27 protein-coding genes are annotated in these 22,996 nt (G+C 50.9%); 19 read left to right on the top strand and 8 right to left on the bottom strand.

Annotation, left to right across the window (positions count from 1 at the left end; all coding sequences use genetic code 11):
* The first annotated feature begins 2 nt into the window (after positions 1-2).
* From ACQ5ES_RS03900 to ACQ5ES_RS03810, 19 genes are all read left to right on the top strand, one after another.
* Positions 3-527, top strand: a complete 525-nt coding sequence (locus ACQ5ES_RS03900; protein WP_445014643.1) for a MotA/TolQ/ExbB proton channel family protein — start codon at positions 3-5, stop codon at positions 525-527.
* Between the two features lie 12 nt (positions 528-539).
* On the top strand, positions 540-941 hold the full coding sequence (locus ACQ5ES_RS03895) for an ExbD/TolR family protein (RefSeq protein ID WP_445014642.1): 402 nt from the start codon (positions 540-542) through the stop codon (positions 939-941).
* Position 942: 1 nt separating this feature from the next.
* Positions 943-1,554 carry an energy transducer TonB gene (locus tag ACQ5ES_RS03890; RefSeq protein ID WP_445014641.1) on the top strand — a complete coding sequence of 204 codons (612 nt, stop codon included), beginning with the start codon at positions 943-945 and terminating at the stop codon, positions 1,552-1,554.
* A gap of 5 nt (positions 1,555-1,559) precedes the next feature.
* Entirely contained in the window at positions 1,560-2,858 is a 1,299-nt protein-coding gene (locus ACQ5ES_RS03885; protein WP_445014640.1) for a tetratricopeptide repeat protein, read from the top strand.
* Between the two features lie 124 nt (positions 2,859-2,982).
* Positions 2,983-3,417: an HvfA family oxazolone/thioamide-modified RiPP metallophore gene (locus tag ACQ5ES_RS03880; protein WP_445014639.1), complete on the top strand. Its 435-nt coding sequence runs from the start codon at positions 2,983-2,985 to the stop codon at positions 3,415-3,417.
* Complete coding sequence (locus tag ACQ5ES_RS03875; protein WP_445014638.1) at positions 3,402-4,247, top strand: HvfB family MNIO-type RiPP peptide maturase; 846 nt, start codon at positions 3,402-3,404, stop codon at positions 4,245-4,247. Before ACQ5ES_RS03880 ends, ACQ5ES_RS03875 begins: the two co-directional genes overlap by 16 nt.
* Positions 4,216-4,965, top strand: coding sequence for an HvfC family RiPP maturation protein (locus ACQ5ES_RS03870; protein ID WP_445014637.1), 750 nt, complete (start codon positions 4,216-4,218; stop codon positions 4,963-4,965). Before ACQ5ES_RS03875 ends, ACQ5ES_RS03870 begins: the two co-directional genes overlap by 32 nt.
* 81 nt (positions 4,966-5,046) lie before the next feature.
* On the top strand, positions 5,047-5,172 hold the full coding sequence (locus ACQ5ES_RS03865) for a hypothetical protein (RefSeq protein WP_445014636.1): 126 nt from the start codon (positions 5,047-5,049) through the stop codon (positions 5,170-5,172).
* 41 nt (positions 5,173-5,213) lie between these two features.
* Positions 5,214-5,612, top strand: coding sequence for a response regulator (locus ACQ5ES_RS03860; protein ID WP_445014635.1), 399 nt, complete (start codon positions 5,214-5,216; stop codon positions 5,610-5,612).
* Positions 5,609-6,133 (top strand): adenine phosphoribosyltransferase, encoded by a 525-nt coding sequence (locus ACQ5ES_RS03855; RefSeq protein WP_445014634.1) that lies wholly within the window; start codon positions 5,609-5,611, stop codon positions 6,131-6,133. Before ACQ5ES_RS03860 ends, ACQ5ES_RS03855 begins: the two co-directional genes overlap by 4 nt.
* Positions 6,134-6,190: 57 nt before the next feature.
* Entirely contained in the window at positions 6,191-7,960 is a 1,770-nt protein-coding gene (gene dnaX, locus ACQ5ES_RS03850) for a DNA polymerase III subunit gamma/tau (RefSeq protein WP_445014633.1), read from the top strand.
* Between the two features lie 22 nt (positions 7,961-7,982).
* Positions 7,983-8,312: a YbaB/EbfC family nucleoid-associated protein gene (locus tag ACQ5ES_RS03845; RefSeq protein ID WP_445014632.1), complete on the top strand. Its 330-nt coding sequence runs from the start codon at positions 7,983-7,985 to the stop codon at positions 8,310-8,312.
* 12 nt (positions 8,313-8,324) lie between these two features.
* Positions 8,325-8,939 carry a recombination mediator RecR gene (gene recR / locus ACQ5ES_RS03840; RefSeq protein WP_445014631.1) on the top strand — a complete coding sequence of 205 codons (615 nt, stop codon included), beginning with the start codon at positions 8,325-8,327 and terminating at the stop codon, positions 8,937-8,939.
* A gap of 71 nt (positions 8,940-9,010) precedes the next feature.
* Positions 9,011-10,906, top strand: coding sequence for a molecular chaperone HtpG (gene htpG / locus ACQ5ES_RS03835; RefSeq protein WP_445014630.1), 1,896 nt, complete (start codon positions 9,011-9,013; stop codon positions 10,904-10,906).
* A 136-nt stretch (positions 10,907-11,042) separates the two neighbouring features.
* The gene (adk, locus tag ACQ5ES_RS03830; RefSeq protein WP_445014629.1) at positions 11,043-11,687 is read left to right on the top strand and encodes an adenylate kinase; all 645 of its coding nucleotides are present in this window, start codon (positions 11,043-11,045) and stop codon (positions 11,685-11,687) included.
* Positions 11,688-11,779: 92 nt separating this feature from the next.
* Positions 11,780-12,184, top strand: coding sequence for an MAPEG family protein (locus ACQ5ES_RS03825; protein WP_445014628.1), 405 nt, complete (start codon positions 11,780-11,782; stop codon positions 12,182-12,184).
* Entirely contained in the window at positions 12,181-12,996 is an 816-nt protein-coding gene (locus ACQ5ES_RS03820) for an alpha/beta fold hydrolase (RefSeq protein ID WP_445014627.1), read from the top strand. Before ACQ5ES_RS03825 ends, ACQ5ES_RS03820 begins: the two co-directional genes overlap by 4 nt.
* Complete coding sequence (locus ACQ5ES_RS03815; protein ID WP_445014626.1) at positions 12,971-14,227, top strand: aminotransferase class V-fold PLP-dependent enzyme; 1,257 nt, start codon at positions 12,971-12,973, stop codon at positions 14,225-14,227. Before ACQ5ES_RS03820 ends, ACQ5ES_RS03815 begins: the two co-directional genes overlap by 26 nt.
* Before the next feature lie 14 nt (positions 14,228-14,241).
* The gene (locus ACQ5ES_RS03810) at positions 14,242-15,654 is read left to right on the top strand and encodes an MATE family efflux transporter (protein WP_445014625.1); all 1,413 of its coding nucleotides are present in this window, start codon (positions 14,242-14,244) and stop codon (positions 15,652-15,654) included.
* On the opposite strand, the gene hisIE is transcribed toward ACQ5ES_RS03810, so the two are convergent.
* Genes hisIE through hisG form a run of 8 tightly spaced genes read right to left on the bottom strand, consistent with a single transcriptional unit; the run spans position 15,614 to position 22,766 of the window.
* Complete coding sequence (gene hisIE / locus ACQ5ES_RS03805) at positions 15,614-16,231, bottom strand: bifunctional phosphoribosyl-AMP cyclohydrolase/phosphoribosyl-ATP diphosphatase HisIE (RefSeq protein WP_445014624.1); 618 nt, start codon at positions 16,229-16,231, stop codon at positions 15,614-15,616. The two genes, ACQ5ES_RS03810 and hisIE, sit on opposite strands and share 41 nt — an antisense overlap.
* A gap of 8 nt (positions 16,232-16,239) precedes the next feature.
* Positions 16,240-17,028 (bottom strand): imidazole glycerol phosphate synthase subunit HisF, encoded by a 789-nt coding sequence (hisF, locus tag ACQ5ES_RS03800; protein ID WP_445014623.1) that lies wholly within the window; start codon positions 17,026-17,028, stop codon positions 16,240-16,242.
* Positions 17,010-17,747, bottom strand: coding sequence for a 1-(5-phosphoribosyl)-5-[(5-phosphoribosylamino)methylideneamino]imidazole-4-carboxamide isomerase (gene hisA, locus ACQ5ES_RS03795; RefSeq protein WP_445014622.1), 738 nt, complete (start codon positions 17,745-17,747; stop codon positions 17,010-17,012). The genes hisF and hisA overlap by 19 nt, the downstream gene beginning before the upstream one ends.
* The gene (gene hisH, locus ACQ5ES_RS03790; protein WP_445014621.1) at positions 17,728-18,366 is read right to left on the bottom strand and encodes an imidazole glycerol phosphate synthase subunit HisH; all 639 of its coding nucleotides are present in this window, start codon (positions 18,364-18,366) and stop codon (positions 17,728-17,730) included. The genes hisA and hisH overlap by 20 nt, the downstream gene beginning before the upstream one ends.
* Entirely contained in the window at positions 18,363-19,439 is a 1,077-nt protein-coding gene (hisB, locus tag ACQ5ES_RS03785; RefSeq protein WP_445014620.1) for a bifunctional histidinol-phosphatase/imidazoleglycerol-phosphate dehydratase HisB, read from the bottom strand. Before hisB ends, hisH begins: the two co-directional genes overlap by 4 nt.
* Complete coding sequence (gene hisC / locus ACQ5ES_RS03780) at positions 19,436-20,530, bottom strand: histidinol-phosphate transaminase (protein WP_445014619.1); 1,095 nt, start codon at positions 20,528-20,530, stop codon at positions 19,436-19,438. The genes hisB and hisC overlap by 4 nt, the downstream gene beginning before the upstream one ends.
* Positions 20,527-21,852: a histidinol dehydrogenase gene (gene hisD / locus ACQ5ES_RS03775; RefSeq protein ID WP_445014618.1), complete on the bottom strand. Its 1,326-nt coding sequence runs from the start codon at positions 21,850-21,852 to the stop codon at positions 20,527-20,529. The genes hisC and hisD overlap by 4 nt, the downstream gene beginning before the upstream one ends.
* 5 nt (positions 21,853-21,857) lie before the next feature.
* Positions 21,858-22,766, bottom strand: coding sequence for an ATP phosphoribosyltransferase (hisG, locus tag ACQ5ES_RS03770; protein WP_445014617.1), 909 nt, complete (start codon positions 22,764-22,766; stop codon positions 21,858-21,860).
* Positions 22,767-22,996: the final 230 nt, after the last annotated feature.

Here is a 22,996-nt window from a genome sequence, read left to right as displayed (position 1 = left end):
CTATGCTTTACCTGATGGAGCTTTGGGAATCTATCAGGGATTTTCTGAGTACCGGTGGCGATGTCTTGTACTTCGTCATGGGAGCGCTCTTTCTCATGTGGGTACTCATGATTGAGCGCTTCTGGTTCCTGACCACTGCTTATCCTAAGATGAAAAAGGACATCATCGCTAAATGGGAAGCTCGGCAGGATACTACATCTTGGTATGCTCATAAGATCCGTGAAGCATGGATTTCTGAGGCATCGGATAAACTTAACGCACGTATGTTGTTGGTCAAAACGACGATCGCTATGTGTCCGTTGATCGGACTCTTAGGTACGGTAACCGGTATGATTACCGTATTTGAGACCATGGCGACCCAGGGTACTGGTAACCCACGTTTGATGGCCGACGGTATCTCCATGGCGACGATACCGACAATGGCTGGCATGGTAGCCGCCCTGTCTGGCATGTTTTTCTCGACTCGTCTTGAGTCTAAAGTAAAACGTGCACGAGACAAATTGGTCGACAGTTTGCCACATCATTAAGAGAGAAGAATTATGGCACGTAAACGTTTTCGTGAAGAGGAAGATGCAGCGATCGATATGACGCCGATGCTCGACATTGTTTTCATCATGTTGATCTTCTTCATCGTAACTACCTCTTTCGTAAAAGAAGCTGGTATTGACGTAAACAAGCCGGAAGCTAGTCAGGCGCAGAAGAAACCTTCTGCCAACATCTTCATCGCGATTCGAGCGAATGGCGAAGTGTGGATGGACAAGCGGATGGTGGATGTTGAGCGCGTAGGCGCAAACATTGAACGTCTATTGGCAGAACAGCCAACGGATATTGTAGTGATTCAGGCGGACAAAGAATCCAAACATGGTGTTGTCGTTAAAGTCATGGATCAAATCAAGGAAGCGGGTATTGACAAGATATCCATAGCCGCAGAGGACGATTAATATGGTGCGCTTTATAGTATCAATACTATTAGGTGCTGCAGCTACGTTCCTTCTGTTCGCGTTCATGGCATTTTTGATCAGCGGGGGCGACGGGCGTAATGCACCACCTCCGCCGTCAACAGTCATTGAGATTGTGACGTCGCCGCCGGACTCGGATGTGGATCAGCGTCGTCGTACGCCACCTCCACCTCCACCGCCGCCAGCACAACCGCCTGAAACGCCGCCAAATGAGCCTGATACCTCAGATGCTGATGGTATGAATCTCGATCTTGGTTTTGACGTAGACGTAGGTGGTACCGACACTGGCTTCAATGCGAGTGGAGCAATGATGCGTGATGGCGAAGCCGTGCCTGTGGTACGAATTAACCCACGTTATCCTCCTGCAGCCGCGCGTGACGGTGTTCAAGGTTGGGTGCTGCTGCGCTTTACCATCGATAAGACGGGTGGCGTTACAGATGTGGAAGTTCTCGACTCTAACCCTCGCCGGGTTTTCGACCAAGAAGCACGTCGTGCACTCTTGCGTTGGAAGTACAACCCGAAGATGGTGGATGGTAAGCCAGTAGAGCAACCGGGTCAGACAGTCCATCTTGACTTCAACCTGGATCAGGAGTGATGACAATGATGCACAAAAAACTCACTATGCTGTTTAGCGCGAGTGTATTGTGTGGTGTGTTAGCGGCAGGTGTTCCTGTCGCTAATGCGCAAGACATTAATTACAACTTGCCTCCAGCAGAAGAAATTCAACAACGTAAAGACAACCGTCGTAACTTAACGGTTTCAGAGCGTGTTGGACGTCGTATCATGAGTGCTTTTGAGCTCTACAGCGAAAAAGAGGACATCAAGGGAGCTATTGTGGAGCTTGAAGCAATAGAACCTCGTGAGGCTTTCGACCAAGCTTATGTCGATCGTTTTCTTGGTAATCTCTACGCAGCTGATAACCGCATCGAAGACGCTTATAAACGCGTAAATCGTGCGGCAGATGCAGATGTTCTTGGTTGGTCAGACCAAGCTTCAGCGCTTAAATTGGCGGCTGACTTGAGTTTACAACTTGAGGACTATCGTTCAGCACTTAATTATTACGGTAAGTGGTTACAGTTTACGGGCGAAGGAAACGGCGATGTGTTTTTGCGTATTGCCAACTCTTATTATGAGTTGAGGCAGTTCGACAAAGTCATTCGACCGGCTGACTTGGCAATTCAGTATTATGAAAAGCCAAATAAGAACCCGTATGTACTGAAAGTTGCATCGTATTACGAACGTAAGATGTATAACGATGCGATCAAGGTTCTGGAGTCTGGTCTGGAAATTTTTCCAGCCGAGAAAAGTTGGTGGAACCAATTAGGTATGATTTACATGTTGGAAGAGCAGCTTGATAAAGCTCTGCAAACATTGGAAATCGCTTACTTAGCAGGTTATTTTGAAAAAGAGAACCAATTTAAAGCGTTGATTCAACTTTACTCGAATAACGGCATTTCTTATGACTCAGCACGTCTGATGGTGAATCATTTGAATTCTGGTGACATTGAGAAGACTGCACGAAACTATCAAAGTGCCGCAAGTAACTTCGAAATGGCGCGTGAATATAGTCGAGCTGCTGAGATGTATGGTTTAGCTGCAAAACTGGCTGATGAACGTGAAGATCGTGCTGAATACTATCGCAAGAAAGGTACAGCGCATTTAAGAGCGCAAGAATACACAGAAGCAGCTCAATCTTACCTGGAAGCGATTGACCAAGGCTTCGATGAGCTAGGCCCAGTATACATGTCACTTACTGAAGCTTACTTTTATCAGAACAATTTCAACGAAGCATTGAAATATGTTCAGGAAGCGCAAAAATATGACGGCCAACGCCGTAACGCACGGAGCTGGGAATCTTACATTCGCAGCAAAGCAAGCAATCGCGGTATCTCACTGTAATTGTGTAGCTGTTCGTAAAGTACGCGTAAAACCCCGCTCTTATAGCGGGGTTTTTTTTGCTCTTATGCGCTATAGTAGATAGTGAATACACTAAAAAGAGAAAGAGGCTTGAACAATGAACAACATGAAAAAATCAGTAGCAGTAACAGTAGGTGCACTTCTTGCCGGTGGTATGTCGGTACAGGCGGCGAGCGCGAATCCGTTCAGCTATTCTGATCTTGGTAGTGGCTATCAACAAGAACAGAGTAAAGAGCGCGAAGCTAAATGCGGTGAAGGCAAGTGTGGCGAAGACGCCAAAGCCAAAATGGCCGAAAAAGCTAAAGAAGCCAAGTGTGGCGAAGGTAAATGTGGCGAAGAACACAAAGCTAAAATGGCCGAACATGCAAAAATGGCCGAAAAAGCTAAAGAAGCCAAGTGTGGCGAAGGTAAATGCGGCGAAGGCAAATGCGGTGAAGAGGCCAAAGCCAAAATGACCGAAGAAGCCAAGATGGCCGAGAAAACCAAAGAAGGTAAATGCGGCGAAGGTAAATGCGGTGAAGGGAAGTGCGGCGGACAGTAGGACTCGGATTACGCCGCGAATTTCTGGCTGACGTATTGACACAAGCTCCTGATGTTGGTTTTTGGGAGCTTGCGCCAGAAAACTGGTTTCCACGAGGTGCCCAAGCTCAGCGTACGCTCGATCGTGTGCGCGAGCAGGCACCATTGACCAGCCATGGGTTATCACTTTCTATTGGTAGTCCTGATCCCATCGACGTTAATTTTGTTAAAGAAGTAAAACGATTTCTCGATCGTTTCGACATCGAAATTTACAGTGAACACCTGAGCTATTGCTCTGCGAACGGCCATCTATACGATCTTTTACCGTTACCTTTTACCGCTGAGGCAGCGTCTTACGTGGCACAACGAGTGCGACAGGTGCAAGACATTATCGAGCGACCCTTAGTGCTCGAGAACGTGTCTTATTATGCTAATTTTGGCGGTGAATTAACGGAACAAGAGTTTATCTGTCAGGTGCTTGAACAAGCCGATTGCCGCTTGTTACTTGACGTCAACAACGTCTTTGTAAACAGTGTTAATCATGGTTATGACGCCCATGAATTTATTCAAAGCATGCCCAGTGAGCGAATTGTTTACGGTCATGTGGCGGGTCATAGCGAGGAGTACGATGACTTGTTCGTCGACACTCATGGTGCCGATGTAAAGCAAGAAGTCTGGCAATTATTGACCTTCGCTTATCAGTGTCATGGGGTATTTCCTACGGTATTAGAACGCGATTTTAATATTCCTCCACTACCACAACTGTTGCACGAGGCGAGCAGCGTGGTGGCGTGTCAAACTACCTACGAGCAGCAGCAACGTGTCGAAGTCGTTTCAACAGACCCAGCTTGAATTTGCAAAGTGGCTGCGCTCTCCGCATGCTGCAGAGACGGGCTTTGGCGATATTGAACCACGGCGATTAGCGATTTATCGTCGCCTGATTCATGCCAATATCCGGCAATTTATCAGTTCCGGATTTCCAGTGTTACAGTCGTTATTGACCGAACAACAATGGCAGCAGCTGTTGACTGAGTTTGTCGCTCAGCATCGTTCCGATTCACCATTGTTCTCAGATATTGGTTCGGAGTTTGTGTCATTTTTAACAAGCGATGGAGTGCGACTTGAGGATTATCCTGGTTGGCTGTTCGATTTAGCGCGCTACGAGCGAATGGAAGTGGACGTTCAGTTTGCTTCGCTGAGCACAGACTATCAACCGCTTACATTGCGTAGCGAAACACAGTACCTGCACCTTAATCCAACAGCGGAAATCGGAATTTTCGACTACCCGGTGGCGCAAATTAATAGTGACTTTCAGCCACAGCAGCCACTCGCAACTCCTTACTTCGTGTTGGTCTATCAAATCCCGGCGGGACAGGTGCAATTCATTGAACTGAATTCGCTAACAGCGCTAGCGCTCGATCTTTTGCAACAAAAGCCGCGTAACCTTGTGCAGCTAAGCGAGGCACTGGCACAACAACTTCCGGATTTTAGCGTGCAACAATTGCGCGAAGCCTTTACAACAGTGGCCACGGACTTTGCGGAGCGGTTCGTGTTGTTAGACAAGCCGTAATCAAGTATGATCCGCCCCGCAAAATTTACGTGCTTATGTCGGGTACGTTCAAGTGTGATCTAGGTAATGAGGTAAGTAAATATGGCACATGATCAAGATTTCCGTGACCCATCTGGTGCATTGATGGGGTGGATTGCAGTTTTGGTAGTTGTAGCTATACCGTTATTACCAGCGGTTGTGCAGTGGATTAAGCTACTTAGTGCTTAATTGGGCGTCCCGCCATCAATAGTCAAACCAAAAGGCAAACTATGTCAACCAAGCTACTGCTGGTGGAAGATAATCCTGCTACGCGCGCGAACCTTCTTGAAACCCTTGCGGCAACACCTTTTGTGGTGAGCTTTGCGACGGACGGTCTTGATGGTCTTAACCGAGCAAAAGCGACTGCATTCGACGTGGTATTGATTGATCATAAAATGCCGCTAATGGATGGCATTACGTTATTACGCAATTTGCGCGGTCTCAACAACTACAAGCAGACGCCTTTGATCTTAATGTCGACGCAAGATATTAAGCAGTTAAAAGCGATAGCGCAGCATGCCGGTGCCAACCTTAGCTTGGCAAAACCTATTGCGCCCAATCGTTTGCTCGAACTACTTGACGATCTGTGGCAAACCATGCAGATTCCAAGACAATCTGCCGCATCATGAAACCACCAATAGTAAAGCACATTCGCGCCATTCCTAACTACCCGAAAGCGGGAATCACTTTTCGTGACATCACGCCACTATTAGCGAATGGCGAAGCGTTTCAGCAGACCATTACTCATTTGGCTGAACGTTACGCGGACGACGGTATCACCAAAGTGGTGGGAATCGAAGCGCGCGGTTTTATTTTCGCAACAGCTCTTGCCTACGCTTTGGGCATTGGTTTTGTGCCGTTACGTAAACCCGGTAAACTACCTGGTAAAACCAATAAAAAAAGCTATCAATTAGAGTATGGAGAAGACGCACTAGAAATGCATGTCGACGCTTTGTCAGCAACAGATAAGGTAGTGATTATCGACGATTTGTTAGCAACTGGTGGCACCGTGTTAGCCGGCGTTGAACTCATTAAACAGGCTAAAGCAGATCTACATGAGTGCGCGTTCATCATCACCTTAGACGACTTGCCAGGTGTGCAGCGGCTGAATGATGCTGCCATTCCTTACTATACCCTGTGTGAATTTTGAGGTAACGTAAGGGTATTAAATTGTCAGTTATTACCGTAGTTCTACAAGGAAGCTAGCATGAGTTATCAGGTGCTCGCCCGCAAATGGCGACCGCATAAATTCGCAGAAGTAGTGGGTCAGCAACATGTGCTGAAACCCCTTATGAATGCGTTACAGTCAGGTCGCTTACATCATGCATGGTTGCTAACCGGTACCCGTGGTGTCGGGAAAACTACGATAGCGCGGATCCTGGCGAAAAGTCTTAATTGCGAACGTGGTATCACTGCCGAACCTTGCGGCACCTGTGGCGCCTGTGTGGCCATTGACGAAGGGCGTTTTGTTGATTTGTTGGAGATCGATGCGGCCTCGCGAACCAAGGTTGAGGATACCCGCGAATTGCTCGACAATGTGCAATATCGGCCAACCCATGGTCGCTATAAAGTGTATCTCATTGATGAGGTTCACATGCTGTCGCGGCATAGCTTTAATGCGCTATTGAAAACTCTGGAAGAGCCACCGGAACATGTGAAATTCCTGCTGGCGACCACGGATCCACAAAAACTCCCGGTTACGGTGTTGTCACGTTGTCTGCAATTTAACCTTAAAGCGCTAGATCGGCAGGAAATTGCCGGGCATTTAGCTCACGTACTGCAACAGGAAACGATTCCTTTTGAAGAAGCGGCATTAACCGCGATTGCGCGTGCCGCTCGTGGCAGTATGCGTGATGCTTTGAGTCTCACCGACCAAGCAATTGCGCAAAGTGAACAACAGGTGACAATGGCCGGTGTACAGCAAATGCTTGGTGCAGTACCAAGTTTTGAGTTAGCAACGCTGTTAGAGCAGGTTCTCGCGGGCAAAGGTGAGGCGGTGCTAACAACTTTGACGCGGGTCGCGGGGCAAGTACCAGATTTAAGTAATTTACTCGCCGAATTGCAGAATTTCGTTCATCAATTAGCACTTTTTCAAGCTGTTCCAGAAGCTGCCGAAACCCTCGGCCTAACCAGTGAAGATCAACACCTGGCACAGCACTTGCCGGCAGAACTGTTGCAGGTCTATTACGACATTTTAGTGCAAGGTCGTCGCGATCTTGATTACGCTGCTGACGTACGTAGTGGCGTGGAAATGACGCTATTACGCTTGATGGCGTTCCGTCCCCAGAAGCTTTCTATTGTGGAACGCACACCGGCAGAGACCACTCAGGTAGAAACCCATAGCTCCGCCGCTGCTGCTGAGAGTCAGCCAAATGCTACGGTGCCAGAATCGCGATTAGTCGACGAACAGGCACCTTTATCTGCGCCTATGGCTGAGTCGGCGCCAGAACCAGAGCCAGAGCCAGAACCAGAGCCAGAGCCAAGCTCAACCGCAGCTTCAGAGGCCAGTGAACGTGCCGATAGCCTATCGTCGTTGCTAGCGACCCGCGAGCTGCTACAGCAAAAAAAAAATCCTGAAATCCTAGCGGAAACGCGCAGTGCTGCCGAGGTTGATCGTTGGGCTGCGCTTATTGATACCATTGAGGTTGACGGCCTTGCCCGACAACTGGCACGTAACAGTGTGTTGGAGCAAACCGAGCAAGGGTATCTGCTGCAGGTTCGGGAAGCGTGGCAACATCTGCTCAGTGAAGGTGCTTGTGAAGCAATTCGATTAGCGTTACAGGACAGTCTTGATTTACAATTGCTAGACATTGTTATTGGCGATACAGAACAAGCAACACCGTTCGAGATTCAACAACAAATTGATGCTGACCGACTCGCGCAAGCGAAACAAAGTTTGGCAGCAGATCCGTTAGTGCAAGGGTTACAGAAACATTTTGGTGCTGAGTTGCAAGACGACTCAGTGAAGCCACTTTAACAAACACAAATAAGAGGTCAGTATGTTTAAAGGTGGAATGGGAAATATGATGAAGCAGGCGCAACAAATGCAGGAGCGCATGCAAAAAGCCCAAGAAGAGATCGCCGACTTAGAAGTTACTGGTGAAGCAGGTGCTGGCATGGTTAAGGTTACTATGCTGGGCAATCATAATGTTCGCCGGGTACAAGTTGATCCAAGCCTGTTAGAAGATGACGATCAAGAAATGCTGGAAGATTTAGTCGCTGCGGCGATTAATGATGCGGTACGTCGGGTTGAACAAACAACCAAAGAGCGTATGGCTGAAGTCACTGGCGGTATGGACTTACCACCTGGTATGAAGCTACCGTTTTAAAGGCTGTCGTTGATGCGTTTAAGTCCGGCCATTACTGAATTGATGCGCGCCTTGCGAACCCTACCAGGCGTAGGGCCAAAATCAGCACAACGCATGGCGTTTCAGATCTTGGAACGCCAGCGCGATTCCGGCTTACAGCTGGCGCAGGCGCTCACTGAAGCGATCGAACGGGTCGGGCATTGCAGTGTTTGCCGTACCCTGACGGAAAGTGATATCTGTGAGCTGTGTGCCAACGAAGCACGGCGACAAGCTGGACTTTTATGCATCGTTGAAACCCCAGCTGATGTGTTGGCGATTGAACAAACGGGTCAATATCAGGGCTGCTATTTTGTGTTGATGGGGCATTTGTCGCCGCTTGATGGTATCGGTCCGGAAGATATCGGTCTTGATCAACTTGCTGAACGCCTGGCAAAAGAACCCATCTCTGAAATTATTTTGGCCACAAATCCGACCATTGAAGGTGAGGCTACCGCGCACTACATTGCTGAGCTGGCCCGCCAACAATCTATCCAAACGTCAAGGATAGCGCACGGTGTTCCCGTTGGTGGCGAATTAGAATACGTTGATCAAGCAACCCTTGGTCATGCCTTCAGTGGCCGCAAGCGTATCGATTTTGATGTATTTTAACTCTTGAATTAGCCAATTACGTCCCCATCTCTGCACTAGTGTTTATCAACAATAGTGCAGGAGAGTCTACTATGGCGGAGACCCGTCAAGCCGAAACTCATGGATTTCAGACTGAAGTGAAGCAGTTGCTTCATCTGATGATTCATTCGCTTTATTCCAACAAGGAAATCTTTTTACGCGAGTTGGTATCCAACGCCTCAGATGCTGCTGATAAATTGCGTTTCAAAGCTCTAAGCGACAGTAGTCTGATTGCCGACGATGCTGAAATACGTGTTCGTGTGAGTGTCGATAAAGACGCTGGCACCATTGCTATTAGTGATAATGGTATTGGCATGACGCGTGACGAAGTTATGAGTAACTTAGGTACCATCGCCAAGTCGGGAACGTCAGAATTCTTTAGTCAACTTTCCGGCGATGAAGCGCGCGATAGCCGCTTGATCGGCCAGTTTGGAGTTGGCTTTTACTCAGCCTTTATCGTTTCTGATAGCGTAACAGTGCGCACCCGTGCGGCAGGTACAGCAAGTAACGAAGGGGTGGAGTGGACCTCGAAAGGTGAAGGTGAATTTGATCTGCGCGAGATCGACAAAGCCCAGCGTGGTACCGACATCGTCTTGCATGTGCGTGACGACGCCAAAGACTTCCTTGATGAGTCGCGTTTACGTGGCATTATCACCAAGTATTCGGACCATTTAAGTATTCCCGTACAAATGCCGGAACGTGATGATGACGGCAAGCTCACTGAATGGCAGGCGGTGAACTCAGGTCAGGCGCTATGGACGCGTGAAAAAAGCGAAATTAGCGACGAAGAGTATCAAGAGTTTTATAAAACCATCGCCCATGATTTTGAGGACCCACTGTTGTGGAGTCACAACAAAGTTGAGGGCACTCAAGAGTACACCAGTCTGCTGTACGTACCCAAACGCGCGCCTTGGGACTTATGGAACCGAGAACAGCAGCATGGTATTAAGCTGTATGTGAAGCGCGTGTTCATTATGGATGACGCACAGCAGTTAATGCCAACCTACCTGCGTTTTGTTCGTGGTTTGATGGATTCAAACGATTTGCCATTGAATGTGTCACGCGAGATCTTGCAAGACAACAAGATCACCCGTGCCATGCGTAGTGGCAGCACCAAGAAAGTATTAGGTATGTTGAGTAAGCTGGCCAAGGACGACGCAGAAGCTTATCAGGAGTTCTGGAATACCTTTGGTAGCGTGCTGAAAGAAGGTCCGGCGGAAGATCACGCCAACCAAGAGAAAATAGCGGCCTTGCTGCGTTTTGCTTCAACCCATGAAGACAAGACTGAAGCAACGGTCAGCCTGGACACCTATCTTGAGCGGATGCCAGAGCAACAGGATAAGATTTATTACATCGTTGCGGATAGTTATGAAGCGGCGCGCGATAACCCTGCGCTGGAAATTTTCCGCAAGAAGGGCATTGAAGTCTTGTTGTTGTCGGAACGTATCGATGAATGGTTAATGAGTCATCTCAGCGAATACAAAGAGAAAGAGTTCCAAAGTGTTACCCGTGGCGATCTCGATCTCGGTGACCTGGAAGATGATGACGCCAAACAGCAACAGGAAGAGCTGGAGAAGACCTTTGAAGAGCAAGTTAAGCGCTTTGAAAAGGCGCTTGGTGAAAAGGTTAAAAGCGTTCGCGTGACTCACCGCCTGACCAGTTCGCCAGCCTGTATCGTCACTGACGACAACGATATGAGTACGCAAATGGCGAAGCTCATGGAAGCTGCAGGTCAGAAAGTGCCGGAAACCAAGTACATCTTTGAACTGAATCCGGAGCACACTTTGGTACAGCGTGTGATTGCTATCGAAGACGAAAGCAAATTTGCTGAGTGGTCGCAGTTGCTGCTCGATCAAGCAACGCTTGCGGAACGGGGTAGCTTGAAAGATCCGGCGCAATTTGTCACCCGTCTCAATCGTCTGATGATGGAACTGACAGACGCTTCGTAAATTATCGCAGTTGCGCTTCTATAAAACCGAGCAATACCGACGAAAGTCGGCATTGCTCGGACTTGTAAAGCAGGTCTCTAGGCGGTAAAGTTCGACCTAAATCGAACCCAAACAAAAACTAGGAAAGAGGTTGTACATGCGCATTATCCTTTTAGGCGCGCCTGGCGCAGGGAAAGGTACTCAGGCGCAGTTCTTGATGAAAACTTTTGGGATCCCGCAGATCTCAACAGGTGACATGTTACGAGCTGCAATTAAAGCCGGTACTGAACTAGGACAGCAAGCGAAAGCGGTCATGGATGCAGGTAAACTGGTGTCTGACGACATCATGATTGGCCTTGTTAAAGAGCGCATTGCGCAACCCGACTGTCAGAATGGCTTCCTTTTAGATGGTTTCCCACGCACTATTCCGCAAGCTGATGCCATGCAAGAAGCCGGCATCGCTGTCGATGTAGTACTTGAGTTTGCGGTTGCTGATGATGTAATTGTCGAACGTATGAGTGGCCGTCGCGTGCATCCTGGTTCTGGTCGGGTGTATCACGTACACCACAATCCGCCGAAAACTGAAGGTAAAGACGACGTAACCGGTGAAGATTTGATCATCCGCGATGATGACAAAGAAGAAACTGTGCGTAAGCGTCTGGCAATTTATCATGAACAAACCGAGCCATTAGTTTCGTATTATCGTAAACTAGCTGAGCAAGGCCAAACGACGTTCCATAAAATTGACGGAACCCGTGATGTTGAAACGATCAGTAAAGAACTCGGTGAACTGCTAGGTTAAGTCCTTGCTGGAATGTTACCAGAGTTGCAATTGTTCGACAGAAGCCCACCTTGCGTGGGCTTTTTTTGTAAACAACACTAAGGAAAATAACAATGGCAATCGAATTACCTATTAGCATGCTGTACGCCGGATTACTGGCGTTACTCTATTTTACATTAGCCGTGGTGGTTATCCGTTTACGCTGGCGTGATAGCGTTGGCATTGGCACTGGCGAGTCTAAAGATCTGGAAGTTGCAGTGCGGATTCACGGCAATTTTGCCGAGTATGTACCTTTTACTCTATTGCTGTTAGTGCTGATGGAATTAACCGGTGCCAGCGGCATGTTATTGCACGCTATTGGTGGACTGCTTTTTATTGCCCGTGTTTGTCATGCCATTGGTTTGCGTATGAGCGTAGGACCATCATGGGCGCGCACCGTGGGTGTACTCGGTACCTTTATCGTGTTGTTGGTTGAAGCTGGCTACATGCTCGGTTACGTCTTGGGTATGCAAGTATGACGACGGCTTTACCTGCCGGCGTGCACGTTAGTGGCTCGGCAGACAAGCCGGCGGTGGTATTGCTGCATAGTTCGCAAAGTAATACCGGCCAATGGCGGGCACTCATCCAGTTACTGCGCGATGACTTTTACGTGATTGGTATCGACTTGTTGGGTTATGGTAAAGCGCCGCCAGCACAGGCGTCTGCAACTGAAGCTTTTCGTTTTAGCGATGAAGTGCCACGAATTGTCGACGCAGTTGAACAGCTATGCGAGGCTCAGCCAGTAACTTTGGTGGGCCATTCGTACGGTGCGGCGGTCGCGCTTAAGCTGGCGCTTGAGCAGTTGTTGCCTGTTAGGGCAATGGCGCTGTTTGAACCGGTGGCGTTTCATGTGCTCGATGCTGTTGATCCAGCGCGGCAGGAAGTGGAAGCCATTGCCGCCCAAATGGATCAGAATGATAAGCATGCTGCCACGCAGGCATTCGTCGATTATTGGAATGCGCCGGGTTACTTCGCGGCGTTACCCGAAAAGTTGCAACAGTTAATGGCCAGCCAAGCTGACAAAGTGGCGATGGATTTTGCCGCGTTGATGGGCGAACCACATAAGTTGGTGGATTATCGGCGCTTGGACCTGCCCATATTATTGCTAACGGGTGCACAGACGCGCGCCAGTGCGCGACGAGTAGCCGAGCAATTACAACAGGTGTTGCCGCGGGTCGAGGTGCAGCAGCTCGTTTGTGGGCACATGGGTCCGCTAACCAACGCCGAACTTGTGAATCCGCGGATTGTGCAATTTCTTGAGCGCTATGCGGTGGAACCAAGCTGTGCCTGAGCAGAAGCAGCATGGGTATCAAGTGCCACGGGCCGAGTTTGCGCTGTGGCGTGAGCAGCCCGAGCTGGTCTACTTAGACAGCGCTGCAAGCAGTCAGGTACCCGAGCGGGTATTGCAGCGTTTCATGCACTATTACCAACATGAACATGCCAACGCTCATCGTGGTGCTTACCCGCTGGCACAAGGAGCGACACAACAGCTTGAACAAGCCCGTAGCAGTTTAGCCAACTGGATTGGCACCGATGCACAACACTTGGTATTTACCGCTGGTGCGACGCACAGTCTTAATTTGCTGGCTCACGGCTTAACTATCGATTGGCAAGCTGGCGATGAGATTGTCATCAGCCGCGCCGAGCACCATGCGAATTTTCTGCCCTGGCAACGCTTAGCCGCGCAACATCAACTTAAGATCCGCTGGTTAGATCTTGACCCGGTGACTGGCGGGTTAGCGTCATCGTGGCCGGCACTTATCGGGCCACGTTGTAAGCTGCTGGCTGTGACCTTGGCAAGCAATGTGACAGGGCAAATTTTGCCTGTAGCAGAACTCTGTCAGCAGGCGTCAGCAGTGGGGGCGCTAAGTATCGTGGATGCTGCACAAGCGGTGAGTTCAGTGCCGCTTGATGTTGCTGCGCTGGGATGTGATGCACTGACGTTTTCGGCACACAAAATGTACGGCGTTACCGGGTGTGGCGTGTTGTACTTGTCACAGCAACTGCAGCAACAGCTCGAACCTGCATTGCTAGGTGGTGGTATGGTTGCGGAAGTGGGCGAGGCTGGCAGTCAGTGGCTAAGTGGTGTGTCCAAATACGAAGCCGGAACGCCGAATACCGCGGCAATACTGGCTTGCGCTGAGGCGGCCAAGTGGCTGACAGAGCAGCGCGAGCAAGGTCTTAGCAGTTATCTGGCAGAACTTACGGCAACTGTTTCCCGGCAACTTACACAGCGCGACTGGATCCAGGTATTGCCGCGCCAGGAACCGGCATTGCCGGTGCTCAGCTTTTACAGTTCAGCGGTGCATGCCTACGATCTTGCCAGTTACCTGGCAGAACAAGCGATTGCGGTGCGTGCGGGAAGTCATTGCGCACAGCCTTTATTACGCTTTTGGCAACATGAAGCGGTGGTCAGGGTGTCATTTGCCGCCTATACTACCCGCGCCGATTGCGAGCGTCTGCTCGTTGCACTCGATGAAGCTTATCAGCTGTTTGCTGAAGACCAATCCAAGACTAACTGACAAGAGACCAAACCATGCGCCGTGCAGCCGACCACTGGTGGACTGAGTCAAAAAAACTGGCAAAGTTAACCGGCCCTATACTTATTGCCCAGTTGACGCAAATGTTAATGAGTGTGGTCGATACGGTGATGGCAGGACGGGTGAGTGCGGTTGATCTTGCGGCAGTATCTGTCGGTGCCAGTATCTGGTTACCCTCGACCTTGTTGGTGTTTGGTTTAGCGCTGGCGCTAGCTCCTATTATTTCCCATTTCGACGGTTCGCAAAAACAACAGAAGATTGCCAACATCGTACAGCAGGGGTTTTACGCTGCCATGATTGGCAGTCTGGTGTGTGTCGCCGTGATCTTGTCTGCGCCGTTGATCCTCAATGCGATGAAAGTTGAAGATGCCTTTCGCATCATCACCTTAGACTACTTATTCTATTTGCTCTGGGCGGTTCCGGCACTGGTAATTTACATGGTACTGCGGAATTTCTGCGAGGGGTTGTCCCACACCATGCCGTCGTTGGTGATTGGTATTGTCGGGCTGCTGGTGAATATTCCGGCGAACTATATTCTGATCTACGGCAAGCTGGGTGCACCTGAGCTCGGTGGCGCCGGTTGCGGCGTGGCGACAGCGATTGTGTTGTGGGTAATGGCGTTAGGTTTGGTGCTTTACGTACTTTGGGCTAAGCGGTTTAAGTTATTGAACTTGTTCAAGCACTGGCACCGACCCGACTGGGATGATATTTGGTACATTATCCGCTTGGGCTTTCCTATCGCCACCTCGATGTTTTTTGAAGTTAGCCTGTTTGCTGCTGCTGCGCTGGTGATAGCGCCGTTGGGCGCGACTGTGGTGGCGAGCCATCAGATTGCGCTAAATATTTCGTCGCTGGTATATATGGTGCCCTTGAGCTTGTCGATGGCGGTGACCTTGCGTGTGGGTTTTGCGCTAGGCGCTGGAAACCCTGCAAACGCCATGTTAAGCCACAAACTAGCGACCTGGTACGGTATGAGCTTTGCCGGTGTGAATGGCCTTATTATGTACTTGGGCGGCGCCTGGTTGGCCGGTTTGTACACCAATGATCAGGCAGTGATCCAACTGGCGGCGACCCTGATGGGCCTGGCGGCGATCTTTACCTTGTCGGATACCTTTCAGGCGGTGGCGATGGGTACATTGCGCGGCTACAAAGACACCAAAGTGGTTATGTTTATTACCTTTTTATCGTATTGGCCGCTTGGTTTAACGGTGGGTATTTTGCTGTCGTTAACCGATGTGGTCGTGCCGGCAATGGGTGCTGCCGGCATGTGGATAGGTTTTATTGTTGGCTTAAGCTGTGCTGCGGTGCTATTGACCTGGCGTTTGCGCGTCGTGAGTCGACGTTACGCGCGTGATCACCAGCTGAACCTTAACGTCGACGCTGATGCAGAACCGCAAGCACGTCAGTAAGTTCGAGATTCTTGCTGCGCAGCAGTACCAACAGGTGATAGAGCAAATCAGCACTTTCGTTGAGTAATTCGTCACGATCGTCGGCTACCGCAGCGAGGGCCGTTTCCACGCCTTCTTCACCAACTTTTTGGGCTGCCCGTTTACTGCCTTCGGCTAACAATCGTTCAGTGTAACTGCTGCCATCGGCATTGGCTTCTCGACTCTGAATAATGCGCATCAGCTGACTCAATAAGGGGTGTTCACTGTAATCGTCAGCGCTGAAACAGCTCTCGGTACCCAGGTGACAGGTCGGCCCCTGTGGTAATGCCAGCGCGAGCAGACTGTCCTGATCACAATCGGTGTGTAAGCTCACCAGTTCGAGGTAGTGACCTGAGCATTCACCTTTGCACCATAAGCGCTGCTTGCTGCGACTAAAAAACGTTACGCGCTGTTCGGCCAGGGTAGCGGCCACCGCGTCAGCATTCATGTAGCCTTGCATTAACACCTCACCGGTAAGCGCATGTTGCACAATGGCCGGTACCAGATCCTGCTGTTTACTAAAATCGATTTGCTTTTGGTTGGATTCGTTAATACGCATTTTTTATCCTAGTTGCTTGGTTCCAGCGGCCGAATGGCGATACCGCTATCGCTCAGGGCTTGTTTTAACTCACCAATGACGACGGTATTTTTATGAAACACCGAGGCAGCGAGGGCGCCATCAACCTGCGCTTGCTGAAAAACCTCGGCAAAGTGCTCAATACAGCCAGCACCGCCTGAGGCGATCAGCGGCACCGGGCATAAGGCTCGCATGGTCTGCAGTTGTGCAATATCGTAGCCTTGGCGGACGCCATCCTGATTCATACAATTAAGTACGATCTCGCCAGCGCCACGGCTGACAACTTCCTGCAACCACTCTGCGGTTTGCCAGCGGGTGCGCTGGCTCTTACTTTCATCGCCGGTGAATTGATAAACCAAATAGCGCTCGCTTTCGGCATCATAGAAGCTATCGATACCAATGACGATGCATTGTTGGCCAAACTCGTCGACCAGCGTGTTGATCAAGTCAGGATCACGTAGCGCAGGCGAATTAATTGAGATTTTATCTGCACCCATGGCTAATAATTCACGCGCCTGATCAATAGAACTAATGCCGCCGGCCACGGTAAAAGGAATATCAATCTGGCGAGCGATACGCTCAACCCAGGACTTATCGACCACCCGCGCGTCAGATGAGGCAGTGATATCGTAAAATACCAGCTCGTCAGCACCGGCCGCGGCGTAACGCTCGGCTAACGGCTCGATTGCGCCAATGATCTCGTGATTGCGAAACTGTACACCTTTCACCACTTCACCATCGCGCACATCAAGGCAAGGAATTATGCGTTTTGCCAGCATTGCAGTGCCTCCTCAAGGGTAAATTGGTTGGTCAGCAGCGCTTTGCCCAGTATGGCGCTGTCACAGTTGATTGCTCGTAGTTGCTTTAGGTCGTCCAACTGCGCGGCGCCGCCGGAAGCCTGAATAATCAACGCTGGGTAATCTTGTTTAAGCTTTGCATAGAGCTCGATATTGTAGCCGCCTAACATGCCATCACGGGAAATATCGGTACACAAAACATGGCGCAGGCCGTCTGCTAAGAAACGCTCGATAACCTGCTGCAGGGTTAATTCTGAAGTTTGCTGCCAACCATGGGTAGCAACATAGGCTTGGCCATCGTCCGCGATGCTTACGTCGAGCGAGAGAACAATAGCATCACTGCCGTACTCTTGGAGCCAGCTTGATACCAGTTGAGGTTTTTTTACCGCCAGTGAGCCGATAACCACCCGTTGCACCCCGCACTGAAACAATTCATCGAGATCAGCTTGCTGACGAATGCCACCACCGACCTGAATGGCCATTGGCAGTGTTTCGGCCAATCGGCGTAGAGTAGTGATTTGCCGTTGTGCTGGGTCACGTGCGCCATCAAGATCGACGATATGCAGCCACTCGGCACCTGCCTTTGCGTAATTCTGGGCAAGCGGCAACGGGTCGCTGGCGTAGGTGGTCTGGCGGGCGAAATCCCCTTGTTGCAGGCGTACCACTTCGCCATTAATTAAATCAAGCGCGGGTATCAGCATCAGTTAACTCCATAAAATTTTTCAAAATGGTCGCGCCTACCTTGCCTGAACGCTCCGGATGGAACTGCGCGCCAAAGAAATTGCCATGGCCGATCATTGAGGCAAAGCTGGTGTTGCCGTAGCGCGTGGTTGCCAGAGTATAAGCATCGGTTGCCACGGCGAAACTGTGGACAAAATAACAGTACGCCGGGTCGCGCAAATTTTTCAGCAATGGATTCGCCGGATTCACCTCGATCGTGTTCCAGCCCATATGTGGCAAGGGGTAAAGCAGGGGCTGCCCCTGCTGCTGTGGGTCGGGGCTTTGCATGGCGATGGTGCGGGTGGGGATGACACCCAGACAGTCGACGTTGCCTTCCTCTGATGATTCGGTCAGTAACTGCATGCCCAGGCAAATGCCCAGTACCGGTTGCTGCAGCTGGCGCAAGGTCGCAACCAGGTCGAGCTGCTGCAGGTTACGCATGGCCGCTTTAGCGGTGCCTACCCCTGGCAATATGACCCGCTCGGCAGCTGCGATGACGTTGGCATCGGCGCTGATTACCGGAGTGACGCCCAGCCGCTCAACGGCAAATTTAACCGAAGATAAGTTGGCGCAGGAGGTATCAACAATAACAACACTCATGCCAGCATCCCCTTACTTGAAGGCAAGGCGCCGTCCTCTGTACGTTGCACCGCCTGACGTAAGGCGCGGCCAAAGACTTTGAATAAACTCTCTACCTGATGGTGGCAGTTGCCCTCGGTAGTGCTTAAGTGTAATGAAATCGCCATGGCGTCACTCAGAGAGCGGTAAAAGTGACCCACCATTTCGGTGGCCATGCCACCGACGTCGGCGCGACTAAAGTCTGCTTCCAGCTGTAAGTACGGGCGGCCGGAGAGATCAAGCAAGCATTCCGCGCGGCATTCATCCATGGGCAGAGCAAAGCCAAACCGCGCGATCCCGCGTTTATCGCCTAATGCCTGACGCAGGGCCTGGCCCAACGCCAGCGCCGTATCTTCGACGGTGTGGTGCTCGTCAATGTGCAGATCACCTTTGACCTGGGCGCGTAAGGAAATCCCCGCATGGGTGGCGATTTGCTCCAGCATGTGGTCAAAGAAACCGATGCCGGTGGCAATTTCAATTGGCGCCTGCGCATCAAGGTCAACGTCGATCTTGATCTCGGTTTCTTTGGTGTTGCGACTAACACTGGCGGTGCGCGGACGATCCAGCAGCTGATGCTGAATCGCGCTCCAGTTCAGGTTCTTGCGATCGTAGCGAAGGCTACGAATCCCCATATTCTCAGCTAACTGCAGATCGGTATCACGGTCGCCAATGACATAAGACTCGGCAAAGTTGATGCGGCCCTGCTGCAGGTAATCTTTCACCAGCCCAAGGTTAGGTTTACGACAACTGCAGCTATCTTCCGGGAAGTGTGGGCAAATGAGCACATCATCAAAGCGCACACCCTGCGAGGTAAACACCGCCATCATTAAATCGTGAGGTGCCGCAAAATCAGCTTGGGGAAAACTTGCGGTGCCCAAACCATCTTGATTCGACACCATAACTAACCGATAACCAGCGTTTTGTAGTGCCAGCAAAGCCGGGATCACTTGTGGTTCAAATTCGAGTTTGGCAACGCTGTCGAGCTGCTTATCTACCGGTGGTTCTTCAACCAGTGTGCCGTCGCGGTCGATAAAGAGTATTTTTTGCTGACTCATTGTGGCAAAACCTCCAGTAATTGATTCATTTCTTGTTCGCTGCCGATACTAATACGAATGCACTGACCTAAACCGCGCTGACTGGATTGATTGCGGATCAGTACGCCTTGGGCCTGACATTGAGCGACTAACCCGGCTGCATCGGCAACCGAAATTAAGACAAAGTTGGTTGCGGTCGGCCAGATGCGTTGCACCCAGCTGCGTGTGCTTAGTTCATCGAGTAGGCGTTGGCGCTGCTGCTTAATGGTAGCAAGTTGTGCGCGCATGGCACTGACGCCGGCAGCCGATAACGCGTGTTCTGCGCCCACCAGGGTGGGGGCAGGAAGCGGATACGGTGCGATGACTTTACGCAGGATCTCGATTAATGCCGGTTGGCCAAGTGCAAAACCACAGCGCAATGCTGCCAAGCCAAAAGCTTTGGACAAGGTTCGCAGCACCACCAACTGAGGATAATCAGCGATCCATGCGGCGATGTCAGCCTGCTCTGAGTCGGCACTGACAAATTCAATATAGGCCTGGTCAAGCACCACCAGCGCGCGTTCACCCACACCCTCTAACAAGGCGCGAATTGCTGCTGCATCAACCTCATTGCCCAGTGGATTCGACGGGCTGCAAACAAAAATTAATTTTACCCGCGCGGCGCTATCATCGTCGAGTCGCGCCAGCATGCCCGGCACATCAAGTTGTAGCTCGCCCTGACTGTCGGTCTGCAGTGGACAATCCACCACTTGCGCACCGTGGGTAGCGGCGCTAATGGCGTACATGCCATAGGTTGGAGTGGTGATCATCACGGCCTCGGAGCTTGGCTCGCAGAAACTGCGCACCAACAGTTCGATTGCCTCGTCACTGCCACGACAGCTCAACAGCTGCTCGCGCTGCACGCCGGAATAATTGGCATAGGCTTGATTCAGAGTATCACTTTGGAAGCTCGGATAACGATTCCAGTTGTTTTGCTCGGGAAATGCTGGTGTTGCTGGCGCTTCATTGGCATTTAACCAAACTGAGCCGCCCGACATGCTGCGTCGTGCGGATTGATAGGGCGTCAAATCGACCAGGTGAGGACGTTGCAGCTTGGCGATAAAGTCACTCATGACTCATCCTCCAGTCGCACGGTAACGGCTCGGGCGTGGGCATCTAAGCCCTCGGTACGCGCCAGTTCGACAATAGCGTCAGCAAGTCCCGCGAGACCTTCACGGGTGGCTTTCTGACTGGTGTAACGCCGATAGAAATCAAGTAGCCCCAGGCTGCTTGCGGTACTGGCAAAGCCATAGGTTGGCAACACGTGATTAGTGCCAGTGGCATAATCACCGCCTGATTCGGGCGTGTAAGGACCAATAAACAACGAACCAACGTGGGTTAAGCGCTCAGCTAATTGCTCGGGGTCTACTGTTTGAACGGATAAATGCTCTGGCGCGTAGTCCTGGCTGATAACGACCGCTTCATCAAGATCAGCGACTTCAATTAACGCACTGTTGGCCAGCGCTTGCTCTGCTGTTGTTGCTCGTGATAACTGTTGCAGTTGTAGCACCAGCTGCTCGCGCACCGCGGTGATCAACGCTGAACTTGGGCTTAGCAGTACCACTTGTGAGTCGGCACCGTGTTCCGCCTGCGACAGCAAATCCGCGGCCACATAAGCCGGATTGGCCTGCCCATCAGCGATAACTAACAACTCGGAAGGCCCGGCCGGCATATCAATTGCCGCGCCCCGGGGATCCTGTGAGACCGCTTGTTTGGCCGCGGTAACAAAACTATTACCGGGGCCAAAAATCTTATTCACTTTACCCATGGACTCAGTGCCATAGGCCATTGCGGCAATCGCTTGCGCACCCCCACAGCGATAGATTTCGGTAATACCACAGCATTGGGCTGCGTAGAGTATCGCGGGTGCTAGATCGCCATTGCGGTCTGGCGGACTCGCCATAACTACCCGCGGACAAGCGGCGAGTTGCGCTGGTATGCCGAGCATTAACGCGGTCGACGGCAGCACCGCTGTGCCACCAGGCACGTATAGGCCGACGGCGGCGAGGGGCGCATAGCGTAATTCGCATTCAATACCCGGTGCAGTTTCGATTTTGATGCCTTGCGGACGTTGCGCTTCGTGAAAGCGTCGAATGGTACCGTAAGCTTTATCGATGGCTGCTTTGGTCGCTGCAGGTAGCTTCGCGACCTGACGTGCAATAGCCTCCGCTGGGTAACGCAGCTCTGCCAGAGTAGGACAATCAAACTGTTGGGTGTAACGCAGCACTGCCGCATCGCCCTCGGCACGGACCGCATCGATGATGGTGCTTACGGTGTTATTTAATTCGCCTGACACACGTTGTACCGGGCGTTGCAGTAACTCGGTCCGGGCACGAGCTGAGAGCTGTGACCAGGTAAACTGGCGAGTGCTCAAATCAAGATTACGGTCGGCCATATCAGTTACCCCATCATTTTTTCGATTGGTAGCACTAAAATTGAGCTACAACCCACGGCTTTTAACTCTTCCATAGTTTCCCAGAACAAGGTTTCTGTACTGACCACGTGCACCGCAACCAGCTTATCAGTGTGACTCAAGGGTAGAATTGTTGGATCTTCTGCACCAGGCAGTAAGGCAACGACCTCATTCAGTGCGGCTCGTGGGGCGTGCAGCATGATGTACTTGCTCTCACGCGCCATCTGCACGCCGTCAAGCCGTGGCAGTAACTGTTCGATCAGCGCCTGTTTGGCGGCATTAAGCGGTTCCGGGCGTTGAATCAGCTGGGCCTGGCTACGGAAAATGACGTCTTGCTCAACCAATCCGTTGGCTTCCAATGTCGCACCTGTTGAGACCAGATCACAGACCGCATCGGCTAACCCTGCACGCGGAGCAACTTCAACGCTACCAGTAAGTACTGCAGTACTGGCGTTGATGCCCTGACGTTGCAGATAATCTTGGAGTAGGTATGGATAGGTAGTAGCAATACGTTTGCCGTCTAAGTCGCTAAGTCCGTTGTAGGAGTCTTCTTTTGGCACCGCAATCGATAAGCGACACGCGCCAAAATCCAGCGCTCGCAAACGTTTAAATTCGGCTGGTAACTTGGTGGCGACACGCTCAAGGCGGGCTTCCTCCAACACATTTTCACCGATCAGGCCAAGATCAACCACGCCGTCCATGACCAAGCCAGGGATGTCATCGTCACGCACGCGCAGTAGGTCAATCGGTTGATTGCTGCTGTGCGCCAATAACCGCGCTTCGTGCAGACTAAATTTGACGCCGCAGGCCTGTAATAAGCTCATGGACTCTTTACTTAAACGGCCTGACTTTTGAATCGCGATGGTTAAGCGTGATGAATTTGTATCGACAACCATGTTAAAAAACTCCTATAAAAAAACCCCAAAAGGTTGCCTTTCGGGGTTCGTAATGGGTGAAGGCAACCACCAAGTGTTAGCCTTCCGCGTACAATACGAGGCTAACGTCGTCGTTGGAAATGATGGTGATGCCAGGTTGTGTAACGCATTTGTATTCCTTAAATTTCGTAATGAGCGAATTGTATAGATTTCGAAAGTGCTATTCAACCCTTTATATATGGGTTTGAAGG

It is taken from the genome of Pseudidiomarina xizangensis (assembly GCF_052541995.1).
Note: the sequence above shows the minus strand (reverse complement) of the source record. Positions and strands in the feature narration are given on the sequence as shown.